The following is an 11,790-nucleotide window of genomic DNA, read 5'->3' on the forward strand; positions in this document are numbered from 1 at the left end:
TAGGTGTTCAGCCGTTGCGCAGGCAGAAGATACCGGAAGTAGGGTACTTTACCTAACTCTGTTTTCCCTTCAAGCATTAGAATATTAAGAATTGTGTCTAACTCTTGCTAGAGATTAGTCAAGAACAGATGCAAGACATCAGTAATTCTATATATTCAAATCCAAAATAGAAACAAAATGGCAAAACATACTAAGGCTTTCATGTCCCGAACCGTAAAAAAGAATGAGCCTACTGGGGTCAAGTATATGACCAAAAACCAAATGGAGTACTATATGGGTGCCAAGCTTATAGAAATTGGGGTTGAGCCGAAATCAGCTATTTATCGATGGTCAGTAGAAAGCAAAGAAAACGATAACCACGAAGTTTGGACTTACGCTGCCTACTGGGGAGATTCCAAAGAGCAACTGTTGCAAGAGGAGCAGGCATCAAAAGAAAACTGAGGTAAGCATTCAGCTGACAGCTGTCAGCTTATTTTATTCAAAAGCTGTTGGCATAGCCCATAGGCTGATAGCTGAATGCTTAGGTTTACTTCTGGCAATTTTCTAAATCCATACAGTCATTAGCTAACTGGTCAGCTTCAAGGTTTTTGGTTTTGTTAATCCAGATTAATTCGTAGAAATCCAGTTTATCAAGAAGGGTTTTGGCTCGGTAGTGAAAGCTAACCAAATTGTTGTTTTTAACCATATAATCTCCATGGATCTGGTTAATTACTAGTTCGCAATCCCCATAGATTTTGGCTTGTTTTGCTCCCAGCTTTAGAGTCTTCTGTAGTGCAAGGATTAGTCCCATATATTCAGTTTGGTTCTGAGTAGTAAATCCTAAGTATTGAGAGAATGGATAAACTTCACCTTGATACTGAATTATAGCAGCACATGCGGATTGATTAGTGCGTTTTTTGCTGACACCATCGAAATGAATAATAGCAAGATTATTCGATTTATCTGTCATGATATTGTTTAGCTTGTAAGGTGGGCAAAACTAGTTTAGTTATTTTGAGTATTCTAGATAATGGAAGTTTGCCCACCCTACTGTAATTGGTATTTTTTTTACAAGCAAGTCCCTTACTGAGTAAATGCTACCTCTTTTGTATTAGCCTGCCAAACGTTTATCGTCCGATCAAATCCCCCAGTAGCCAGAAAACGTCCATCCCGACTAAAGGCAACGGATTTTACCCAATCTTGATGTCCAGTCAACCAAGCAATCTCCTTACCAGTGTTCAAATTCCACAACCGAACCCCATCACGACTAGCACTAGCGAGGATTGTGCCATTAACTGGATTAATTGCGATCGCACGAATCTTGCCAGTATGTTTGCTCAAGGTATACTTAAGCTGCCAAGTCCGCGTATCCCAGACCTTAATCTTACCGTCATAACCACTGGTGACTAGGGTTCTACCATTAGGGGTAAAAGCTATAGAACTAGTGATACCTTGATGAGCTCGAATAACGTAAAGCGGTTGTCCCGTGTTCAGATTCCAGATTTTAATCCTACCATCCTTGAGTCCACTGACTAGGGTTTCGGCCTTGGGATGAAGCGCTAGGGAATAGGTTGGATGATCAAAATTTGCCAGAGTGTAAAGGGGACGTTTGTTTCTGAGGTCCCACACCCGAATACCATCCAATCCCCCAGTCACTAACACCTTACTATCTGAGGTCATAGCTAGGGAAAGCAAATTGCTTCTATGGCCTAGAAAAGTACGGGTATAGTCTCCTGTGTAGTCTTGCTGATTCCATTGCCACAAGTTGACCCCACCATCCTCCCCGACACTAGCCAGTATTTTCCCATCAGCACTAAAAGCCATGTCAGTCACTGAGCTTTGGTGTACTCGCAGGCTATCAATTTCACGACCGTTTTTCAGCCACCATAATTTTAGATGGGCATCACTCCTGCTTCCCCCACTGAGTAGCACTCGCCCACTAGGACTAAATGACAGAGCATCCACAGCGGTAGAATGGGCTTGAATGGTACGCACTAATTGAGGAGTTCTCCAAGATTGAGCCTGGGATGAAGCCATTTCCGGTATAGCTGCAACCATTAGCCCCAGTCTTGATTCCCTAGCGTAGGTGGTACTGGTGACCACTGCCATGATCCCGATCACTGTTCCCAATATCGCCAACGGTGTGTTTTTCATTCTGCTTGTTCGCGTAGCGTGGCCTTTTGGGCAAGGTTAGGGCAAATCGTCTTACTTTTCACCGCGTCAGGGGGATGTTCTTGCCAACCGGAAATTATACCCAACAACTCGGACTTTAGTAGTTCCAATGCTTCTATTTGTTCGGTGATTGCTTCAATCTTGAGCAGTAGATGCTGCTTAACTGCGCCACAAGGTAACTCACCAAAGTCATGGATTTTGAGGATGTCTTGAATCTCACTAAGGCTAAGTCCTAGGGATTGGGCACGTTTGATAAAAGCCAGTCGATTCAGCACCTGGCTCGTAAACAGGCGATAGCCAGAAGGGGAGCGGGTTGTGACTGGCGTAAGCAGACCAATTTCTTCGTAATAGCGAATGGTCTTAACGGGCAACCCGCTATGACTAGCTACCTGACCAATTTTGAGCCAGTCCTCTGATGAATTGGTGACAATATCATTGGTAATTGGTAATTGGTAACTGACCACTGATAACTATGCTCTCCCCTCTGTTTCCCCTATTGCCTTAGGGATGAACAGTGTGATCTTAAAACAGCTTGACCTATCGAGGTGGTTGACGTCGAGGTTGTTGACGCTTAACAGCACTCAACATCGGTAATGGTGGACGGGAAGAACTGGGGGGAAGATACCGCTCCACAGGTTGATCAGCCAGTTCAGTTTGCTGACTTTGGCTTTGCCACCAACGGACTGCTACTGCTATTGCTACCATCATCAGTCCAAAACTGAATAATGACCAGCGTCCGCCGATACCACCAATCACAGCATCCACCGCTCCGATAATCACGATGAAGCCTGAGATTGGCTCTTTACGGTAAGCTGACTTCAACACTCGATGCCATAAAGCATTTATCACGGCTTACTACTTACTCTATTTCACAGATTTACTTCTTTTGTAACAGAATAGGTCAGAAGTGCCCAACTAGAGGACTAACTTAGTTGGAGGACTTCACTGTTATTGAGAGAGATATATATAATTCTTCGATATCCCCAGAGCAACCGGGAAATTTAAGATCAATTTCGCCAATCCTTGAAACCATGGCAGCAGTTATTCCTAAAAGCGCTTACAGCAGCAGGCCAGTAGCTTAAGCGACTTTCCTACTGACCGACTGTCCCACTGACCGACTCTGGGAGTAGTTTTACAGTAAACCTAACCAGGTTAATAAGTCTTGACCAGTAAAGTATTCAATTGCCAGAGTCAAAATAAAACCAATCATGGCAGCTCTACCATTCAAGCGTTCTGCGTAATCATTAAACCCAAACTTAGGTGACTGGAGTTGAGGGACTTTAGAGGGTTGGGGTTGCGTCATAGTGAGAAAAGTTGCCAAGCTATAGTGGAGTTACTTAACTTCACTAATTTTAACATTTAGATCACATTTAGATACAGCACCAGTAAGCCAAAGAGGTACAAGCATGGAAATCGGTGTTCCCAAAGAAACGAAAGATCAGGAATTTCGTGTGGGATTAACCCCCAGTAGTGTCAGGGTTTTGCAAGAAGCGGGTCATACAGTTTTCGTTGAAACTAATGCTGGCACTGGTGCTGGCTTTACCGATGAAGACTATCAGCGTCAGGGAGCCAAAATTGTCTTAGAGGCTGCTGAGGCTTGGAATCGGGAACTGGTAGTCAAAGTCAAAGAACCCCTAGCGCCAGAGTATCCCTTGCTTCAAAAAGGACAGCTGTTGTTTACTTATCTACACTTAGCCGCTGACCGTGCTTTAACTGAGCAGTTGCTGCAATCGGGGGTGATTGCGATCGCATATGAAACCGTAGAACTCCCAGACCACACCCTACCGCTGCTAACCCCCATGAGCATTATTGCTGGTCGTCTTTCTGTGCAATTTGGAGCCAGATTTCTGGAGCGTCAGCAAGGGGGAAGAGGGGTGCTGTTGGGGGGTATTCCCGGAGTTAGACCAGGTAAGGTAGTAATTCTTGGTGGCGGAGTTGTCGGTACAGAAGCCGCCAAAATAGCTGTGGGGATGGGAGCGAGAGTACAGATTTTTGATATTAACGTTCAACGGTTGAGTTATTTAGAAACCATCTTTGGCTCAAGAGTGGAACTCCTCTACAGCAATTCAGCAGAAATTGAAGCGGCTGTTACTGATGCTGACCTCCTGATTGGGGCAGTGTTAATCCCTGGTCGTCGCGCTCCCATTTTAGTGCCGCGCTCTCTGGTCACACAAATGGTTAATGGCTCAGTAATTGTAGATGTTGCTGTGGATCAGGGAGGCTGTATTGAAACATTACGACCCACATCCCATACCAATCCCATTTATATCGACGAAGGTGTGGTTCACTATGGGGTGCCTAATATGCCTGGAGCTGTTCCCTGCACATCAGCTGTGGCTCTAAACAATAGTACTTTCCCCTACGTACTCAGTCTGGCCAATCAGGGGTTGAGCGCTCTGGACAATAATCCTGCTTTAGCCAAGGGCGTTAATGTCGAGAATCACAAGTTAGTTCATCCAGCAGTCCGAGAAGTGTTTCCCGATTTAGCTGATAGCTAAGGTTTTTTTTGCTATAGCAATCCTAAATGATTACTATAGCAATTTTCAATTACATAAGCTACAAATTTTGTTTTAGGGAACAATCAATAGGCAATAGGCATGCTAGCAATAGGCAATAGGGAAGAGGTAAAAAATCCTGTTTACCTCATTAGCTAAAAAACTTCTATATAGCAATCCCTGTAGGAATTGTGATAATTTTTGTTCTAAAGTTCCCTACTCCCTACTCCCTACTCCCTACTCCCTACTCCCTACTCCCTACTCCCTACTCCCTACTCCCGATTCCCTACTCCCTTTCCTTTGACATTTTGTTGCTAAAGTCTTGAGAAAATGTTTTAATAGACATATCAGGTAGTATCCGCTATATAAAGAAAAATTGTTAAACTTTTCTTAAAAAAATAATTAGCGAGTGTTACCAATTAAATGTCATAGGAGCTTTTTAAGGTGATGCGTGATCAGGTGTTAACCTGGTTAGCAGATAATGTACCGTCTTCTCGGCTACAGCATATATTGCGGGTTGAACAGATGTCTGTTGAACTCGCCGAGCTTCATCATCTCAATGCTCAGCAGGCAGCTCAAGCAGGGTTGTTGCACGACCTAGCCAAATACTTTAAGCCTGAGCGCTTGTTGCAAATGGCTAGAGATAATGCCATAGAAGTCGATCCAGTCTGTGAAGCCGCTCCTCATTTATTGCATGCAGATGTCAGTGCTATTGTTGCCCAAGAGCAATTTGGAGTCAAAGATGAAGCAGTATTGGAAGCGATCGCTCTCCATACCTTAGGCCGTGAGGGTATGACCCCCCTCAGTTGTGTGGTGTTTATTGCTGATACTATTGAGCCAGGTCGTGGTGATACAACGGATTTACAAGCCTTACGAAATCTCTCTAAGCAAGACCTATACAAAACTGTTTGGTTAGCCTGTGACTACTCTTTAAAATTCCTGCTAGAGAGTCCTCGTCCCATTCACCAACGTATGATATTGACTCGAAACTGGGCTCAAAAGATGTCCAGGAAGACAACAGCTAAACGAGAGAGTAAGACAGATTGTGTAAATGCCTAAATTCCCCCGTTCCTAGCTTTGTCGGAAAGTTTACTCAACAGCAGTGTGAGTGTCAAATGAAGAAGCAAAGAAAAGAAATGAAAAGAATTGTACAGCAAGTGATTAAGCACAAGAAAACTTAATTACTATTAGAACAGATTGTTTTGTAAAGCGAGGAATTAAACCCTTAATGAGAGATCAAAATAATAAGCCCTCCACTTTAGTAACCCCTGATACCGAAAACCAGAATGCTAGCTATGGGTTAGCATTAACCGTTGCTCAAGCAGCAGATGACCGCAAGGGTGCAGATATTGTAATTCTGTCGGTCTCAGAGGTATCGTACATCACAGATTACTTTGTAATTGTGACCGGGTTTTCTAGGGTACAGGTAAGGGCAATCTCTCAGTCGATTGAACAGCAAGTAGAAGAGGCATGGAACCGTTTACCTGTGCGAACAGCAGGAAAAGCAGAGGGAATCTGGATACTTCAAGATTACGGTGACGTGATTGTCCATATCTTGCTGCCAGAAGAACGGAAGTTCTATAATCTCGAAGCATTCTGGGGCCACGCGGAGCAGATTGAGTTTCAGGCATCCTAATTGCAGCACTCACAAATAAATAATCATGAAATCTTCCGTTTATGTATGTCCTGTTCCAGAAGAGCAGCAACCCATAAATGAATACCAAGAACTAAGGGAGTCTTGGTTTTTTAACTGGGCAAGGCTGGAACTACCAAATTATGTGATCAAGCTGGCTTGGGTTTGGGGGTTGAGCTGGCTGATTTCAGGCCCGATAGCAGCAGTGAGTTTTCCACCGCAAAAAGCGATAATCAAGTTTCTGCTCTGTGGCGGGGCAGGAGCAAGTATCTTCTTGATTTTAGCCTTGCTGCGGCTATACCTGGGTTGGTTCTATGTACGCGATCGCTTAACCAGAGAAACCATCGTCTACGAGGAATCAGGGTGGTATGATGGTCAAACCTGGACAAAAACCCCAGAAATTTTGGCTCGCGATCGCTTAATTGTTTCTTATGAACTCCAACCAATTTTGCAACGTTTACACTGGACGTTCGGATTTTTGATTATAGTCGTGATTGGTGGCAACATCATTTGGCGTGTGTTATCAGCCACCTAGCTCGATTGCTCCAACTAAGCTATAGGGTAGCTTTAAGTCTAATCCATGACCAGGGGAAAACGTACTAAAACACGAGCCTTAGAAGTCCGTTTACTACGGGAAGGCATTATCGAATCAGTTCATTCAGCTCAAGCGGTTGTGTGTGATGACCGGGGACGGATGTTATATGTTGCGGGTAACCCAGAAACCTCAACATTCATTCGCTCTTCACTCAAACCTTTCCAAGCGTTAGCGGTTACCACCACAGGTACCCTTGAGCGTTACAATCTCACCGACCGAGACTTGGCTATTATGTGTAGTTCCCATCAAGGAACGATGGAGCAGGTAAGGCAGGTCTTTAATATTCTTTGGCGCTGTGATGTTGACCCATCAGCACTACAGTGTCCCATTCCCCCAGGCAAGGAAAGTTCACTGCAACATACCTGTTCCGGTAAACATGCTGGAATGTTGGCTGTTTGTCAACAAAGGCAGTGGCTACTCAAGACCTATTTGGAGTACAACCATCCCGTACAAAAGTTAATCTTAAGCAAAGTGGCGGAGTTGCTACAGATGCCGGAGCAAGAGTTAATTCTCGCTCACGATGACTGTGGCGCTCCCACTTACTTTTTACAACTACGGCAAATGGCCTTATTGTACGCTCAGCTCTCTTCTGGTAATAATCTGGCCATGGAGCGTATTATCCGTGCCATGATCAGTCATCCCCATATGGTATCCGGGGAAGGGGGATTTGATACAGAACTGATGCGATTATCCGAAGGGGAACTGGTAAGTAAATCCGGAGCACAAGGGGTTCAATGTATCGGTCGCGTTGGCCAGAATATGGGTCTAGCCATTAAAGTCCTCGATGGCGGCAAATCACCTAAGTATGCTGCAGCCATTGCCCTACTCAAGCAAATGGCTTGGATTACTCCTTCCGTGGCAGATACCTTGGAGTCGATGTTTATTAACCTCAGTAAATACAAGCGTTTAGAGGTGGTTGGGGAGTTATCTATGCCTTGAGGGGTGAGCATAAGCGCGTTTGTATCTCCAAGGCAAGAGGCAAGAGGCAAGAGGCAAGAGTAACCCACCCCTAACCCCTCCCAGGAGGGGAAGGCAAGAGGGGAAAGAGATCCGGGGTTGTATTTTCCCAACTCCCGACTCCCGACTCCCGACTCCCGATTCCCGATTCCCGATTCCCTACTCCCTGCTCCCTACTCCCTACTCCCTATTCCCAGAGCGCTGATAGAATTAATTTCATAAATTTCTCATTTCCCCTTGCCACTTTTGGAAATTAGGTGTTATAGTTAAAAAGACGACGCGGGATAGAGCAGCCTGGTAGCTCGTCGGGCTCAACAATCAAGTTAGCTAGACGCTTAATAGCAAGCTTGAGCATGGGCGGCACGAAGATAAATCTCCGTGTGTTTACCTGTCAAATTCGGGGAAGCCTGTAGCGAGGTAATCCCGAGCCAAGCTCCCAAAAGGAGAAGGTGTAGAGACTGGTTAGGCAGGCACCCTAACGTTTAAGGCGAGGGTGAAGGGACAGTCCAGACCACAAACTGGAAGATCCAGGCAACGAAAGTTGTAGTTGGTACGCATAACCCGAAGGTCGGTGGTTCAAATCCGCCTCCCGCCACTTAATGGAATATCATGAAGCCCTGCAAGGTTATTTCTTTGCGGGGTTTTGTGATTTTGGGGAATCGGGAGTCGGGAGTCGGGAGTCGGGAATCGGGAATCGGGAATCGGGAAAAGGTAGAGTGGGCATCCTGCCCGCCCCAAAATAAGCATGAAACTGGCAAGATGCCAGTTCCACCAAGATGCCCATTCCACCAAGATGCCCATTCCACAGCACTGCCCGAACAGTAGCACCATCTGTAGCCCATAAGCTGACCGCTGATAGCTGACGGCTGACCGCTAACAACTGACCACTGACCGCTGAAAGCTTCCTATTATCGCAGACTTTCTAACACCTCTGTTGTAAACGGATTTTCACCATTGTTGAGAGCGTCAACCCAACCCTGTCGTTGTGCTTTGTCTTCTTCATCATCTGTCCATTTAATGAACTGCTCAAAGTCTTCAATCGCACCCTTACGATTACCCGTTAACGCCCTAGCCAAACCCCGACTATCGATAATTCCTCCATCATCAGGTGCGAGTTCAATTGCTTTTTCACAGGCAAACATTACTTTATCAGCTTGGTTGTACAGGCTACCCCGCAAACAAAGTTTATTCCAATAATTGGCAGAAATTTCTAAATTAGGATCTAGTTCTTGAGCTTTTTTGTAGCTTGCTAATGCTTCATCAACTTTACCTTCAAATACTAATCCCATCCCTTGACGAACAAAAAATGGTGCTGCAATTTTTCTTGCTTTAGCTTGAGGATCAAAGTCTAAACTAGGGTCAAGTTCTTGAGATTTTTTAAACTTAGAAATCGCCTCATTAATCTTACCATTATATGCTAATTTTTAACCTTCTAAAAGAAAAGCTGTTGCAGAAGCTTCCACTCCACAAAGATCACGCTTTTTATCACTGACATCAGGGTTATTTTTTAGGTAGCCACTCAGCCCATTGCAAGCGTATTTGAGGAGTTCCTCTCGGTTAAAGTTCCACAATTTCACGGTATTGTCATCACTAGCAGAAGCGAGGTATTTCCCATCCGGGCTAAAGGTGACATGAGTGACCTGATATTGATGGCCAGTCAAGGTCTCCACCAACTTGCCCTGTGCTGTCCACAATTTCACGGTATTGTCACTACTAGCAGAAGCGAGGTATTTCCCATCCGGGCTGAAGCTGACATGATTGACCTGATGTTGATGGCCAGTCAAGGTCTCCACCAACTTGCCCTGTGCTGTCCACAATTTCACGGTATTGTCCCAACTAGCAGAAGCGAGGTATTTACCATCCGGGCTAAAGGTGACATGAGTCACCGGACTCTGATGGTCAGTCAAGGTCTCCACAAATTTGCCCTGTGCTGTCCACAATTTCACGGTGTTGTCATAACTAGCAGAAGCGAGGTATTTCCCATCCGGGCTGAAGCTGACATGATTGACCGCACTCTGATGGCCAGTTAAGGTGTGCAGTAATTTCCCCTGTGCTGTCCACAATTTCACGGTTTTGTCCCAACTTGCAGAAGCGAGGTATTTCCCATCTCGACTGAAAGTGAGATGATAGACCGTATTCTGATGGCCAGTAAAGGTGTGCAGTAATTCGCCCTGTGCTGTCCACAATTTCACGGTGTTGTCATCACTTGCAGAAGCGAGGTATTTACCATCCGGGCTGAAGGTGACATGAGTGACCGAACCCTGATGGCCAGTCAAGGTGTGCAGCAATTTCCCCTCTCGCGTCCATAATTTCACGGTATTGTCCTCACTAGCGGAAGCGAGGTATTTCCCATCTCGGTTGAAGGTGACATGATAGACCGTATTCTGATGGCCAGTAAAGGTGTGCAGTAATTTCCCCTGTGCTGTCCACAATTTCACGGTGTTGTCCCAACTAGAAGAAGCGAAGTATTTCCCATCCGGGCTGAAGGTGACATGATTGACAGGTTTCTGATGGCCAGTCAAGGTGGATACCAGTTGGCTCTGTGCTGTCCACAATTTCACGGTGTTGTCCCAACTAGCAGAAGCGAGGTATTTCCCATCCGGGCTGAAGCTGACATGATTGACCCAATTCTGATGGCCAGTCAAGGTGTGCAGCAATCTCCCCTGTGCTGTCCACAATTTCACAGTCTTGTCCTTACTTGCAGAAGCGAGGTATTTACCATCCGGGCTGAAGGTGATATGATTGACCGTATGCTGATGGCCAATCAAGGTGTGCAGTAATTTGCCCTGTGCTGTCCACAATTTCACGGTGTTGTCCTCACTTGCAGAAGCGAGGTATTTCCCATCCGGGCTGAAGCTGACATGATTGACCGTATTCTGATGACCAGTTAAGGTGTCGAGCAATTTCCCCTGTGCTGTCCACAATTTCACGGTGTTGTCCTCACTTGCAGAACCCAGGTACTTGCTATCGGGGCTGAAGCTGACATGATTGACCGTATTCTGATGACCAGTTAAGGTGTCGAGCAATTTCCCCTGTGCTGTCCACAATTTCACGGTGTTGTCATCACTTGCAGAAGCGAGGTATTTCCCATCCGGGCTGAAGCTGACATGATTGACCGCACTCTGATGGCCAGTTAAGGTGTGCAGCAATTTTCCCTGTGCTGTCCACAATTTCACGGTGTTGTCATCACTTGCAGAAGCGAGGTATTTACCATCCGGACTGAAGCTGACATGATTGACACTACTCTGATGGCCAGTTAAGGTCTCCACCAATTTACCCTGTGCTGTCCACAATTTCACGGTATTGTCCCCACTAGCAGAAGCAAGGTATTTACCATCTCGGCTGAAAGTGACATGAGTGACAGGTTTCTGATGGCCAGTTAAGGTGTCCACCAATTTGCCCTCTGCTGTCCAAAATTTCACGGTGTTGTCATCACTTGCAGAAGCGAGGTATTTCCCATCCGGGCTGAAGCTGACATGATTGACCGCACTCTGATGGCCAGTCAAACGGTTAATCTCTCTTTGTTGATAGACATCTCTTTGTTGATAGACAGTCTGTCGTAGCAAGTTTACACCTTGAATCAAAATATCTGTCGTTGGTTTCTTTGCTTGCTGCAATTTTTGATTTACTTCAATTGCACCCAACTGAACATCTAAACTTTTATCTCCTGAGACTAAGCGAGACTTTAACCCTGCAATATCAGCTTTTAAATTTGCATTTTTTTCACCGATAAGTGCCTTATCTCTTTCCAAAACAGCAAATACTGCTACTCCAGAAATTGCTACGAATACTATTGTTACAAATCCTATAATGCTTTGAAACTGACGTTTTTGGGATTTCTGACTCAAGGCAATAAACTCTTGTTCAGCTTGGGATAGTTCTTCCCGACGTTCTTTAAGTTTTTCCTGTGCCTGGACTAAAGCACCTCCCCGCAATAACAGTCCCTTATCCCGGTTCAT

At 45.3% G+C, this 11,790-nt stretch carries 16 protein-coding genes; 8 read left to right on the forward strand and 8 right to left on the reverse strand.

What is annotated here, in order from left to right; genetic code table 11:
* Window positions 1-177 precede the first annotated feature (177 nt).
* Window positions 178-441, forward strand: a complete 264-nt coding sequence (locus F6K52_RS23185; protein ID WP_293020207.1) for a hypothetical protein — start codon at window positions 178-180, stop codon at window positions 439-441.
* Between the two features lie 85 nt (window positions 442-526).
* Here the strand turns inward: F6K52_RS23185 and F6K52_RS23190 are convergent, their stop codons facing one another.
* The 5 genes from F6K52_RS23190 to F6K52_RS23210 form a co-directional block, all read right to left on the reverse strand.
* Window positions 527-949, reverse strand: coding sequence for a ribonuclease HI family protein (locus F6K52_RS23190; protein ID WP_293083357.1), 423 nt, complete (start codon window positions 947-949; stop codon window positions 527-529).
* Window positions 950-1,062: 113 nt separating this feature from the next.
* The gene (locus tag F6K52_RS23195) at window positions 1,063-2,133 is read right to left on the reverse strand and encodes a WD40 repeat domain-containing protein (protein WP_293083360.1); all 1,071 of its coding nucleotides are present in this window, start codon (window positions 2,131-2,133) and stop codon (window positions 1,063-1,065) included.
* Window positions 2,130-2,615 carry a heavy metal-responsive transcriptional regulator gene (locus tag F6K52_RS23200; RefSeq protein WP_293083363.1) on the reverse strand — a complete coding sequence of 162 codons (486 nt, stop codon included), beginning with the start codon at window positions 2,613-2,615 and terminating at the stop codon, window positions 2,130-2,132. Before F6K52_RS23200 ends, F6K52_RS23195 begins: the two co-directional genes overlap by 4 nt.
* Window positions 2,616-2,688: 73 nt before the next feature.
* The gene (locus F6K52_RS23205) at window positions 2,689-2,997 is read right to left on the reverse strand and encodes a hypothetical protein (RefSeq protein ID WP_293083397.1); all 309 of its coding nucleotides are present in this window, start codon (window positions 2,995-2,997) and stop codon (window positions 2,689-2,691) included.
* A 286-nt stretch (window positions 2,998-3,283) separates the two neighbouring features.
* Entirely contained in the window at window positions 3,284-3,454 is a 171-nt protein-coding gene (locus tag F6K52_RS23210) for a hypothetical protein (RefSeq protein WP_293083366.1), read from the reverse strand.
* Between the two features lie 103 nt (window positions 3,455-3,557).
* On the opposite strand from F6K52_RS23210, the gene ald reads away from it, so the two are divergent.
* The 7 genes from ald (at window position 3,558) to F6K52_RS23245 (ending at window position 8,036) form a co-directional block, all read left to right on the forward strand.
* Entirely contained in the window at window positions 3,558-4,649 is a 1,092-nt protein-coding gene (gene ald, locus F6K52_RS23215) for an alanine dehydrogenase (RefSeq protein WP_293083369.1), read from the forward strand.
* Between the two features lie 188 nt (window positions 4,650-4,837).
* Complete coding sequence (locus F6K52_RS23220) at window positions 4,838-4,972, forward strand: hypothetical protein (protein ID WP_293083372.1); 135 nt, start codon at window positions 4,838-4,840, stop codon at window positions 4,970-4,972.
* A 121-nt stretch (window positions 4,973-5,093) separates the two neighbouring features.
* On the forward strand, window positions 5,094-5,705 hold the full coding sequence (gene yqeK / locus F6K52_RS23225; RefSeq protein WP_293083400.1) for a bis(5'-nucleosyl)-tetraphosphatase (symmetrical) YqeK: 612 nt from the start codon (window positions 5,094-5,096) through the stop codon (window positions 5,703-5,705).
* Window positions 5,706-5,874: 169 nt separating this feature from the next.
* Complete coding sequence (gene rsfS / locus F6K52_RS23230; protein WP_293083374.1) at window positions 5,875-6,282, forward strand: ribosome silencing factor; 408 nt, start codon at window positions 5,875-5,877, stop codon at window positions 6,280-6,282.
* Between the two features lie 25 nt (window positions 6,283-6,307).
* Entirely contained in the window at window positions 6,308-6,814 is a 507-nt protein-coding gene (locus F6K52_RS23235; protein ID WP_293083377.1) for a CGLD27 family protein, read from the forward strand.
* Between the two features lie 45 nt (window positions 6,815-6,859).
* Entirely contained in the window at window positions 6,860-7,813 is a 954-nt protein-coding gene (locus tag F6K52_RS23240) for an asparaginase (RefSeq protein ID WP_293083380.1), read from the forward strand.
* A gap of 19 nt (window positions 7,814-7,832) precedes the next feature.
* Window positions 7,833-8,036, forward strand: coding sequence for a hypothetical protein (locus F6K52_RS23245; protein ID WP_293083383.1), 204 nt, complete (start codon window positions 7,833-7,835; stop codon window positions 8,034-8,036).
* Window positions 8,037-8,456: 420 nt separating this feature from the next.
* Here the strand turns inward: F6K52_RS23245 and F6K52_RS23250 are convergent, their stop codons facing one another.
* From F6K52_RS23250 to F6K52_RS23260, 3 genes are all read right to left on the reverse strand, one after another.
* A complete protein-coding gene (locus tag F6K52_RS23250) occupies window positions 8,457-8,711 on the reverse strand; it encodes a hypothetical protein (protein WP_293083387.1) in 255 nt (84 codons plus the stop codon).
* A 28-nt stretch (window positions 8,712-8,739) separates the two neighbouring features.
* Window positions 8,740-9,120, reverse strand: a complete 381-nt coding sequence (locus tag F6K52_RS23255; protein WP_293083391.1) for a tetratricopeptide repeat protein — start codon at window positions 9,118-9,120, stop codon at window positions 8,740-8,742.
* A 135-nt stretch (window positions 9,121-9,255) separates the two neighbouring features.
* On the reverse strand, window positions 9,256-11,790 hold a 2,535-nt coding region (locus tag F6K52_RS23260), incomplete at its 5' end, for a WD40 repeat domain-containing protein (RefSeq protein ID WP_293083394.1).

Origin of the sequence: Moorena sp. SIO3H5 (genome assembly GCF_010692395.1) — a bacterium.
GTDB lineage: Bacteria > Cyanobacteriota > Cyanobacteriia > Cyanobacteriales > Coleofasciculaceae > Moorena.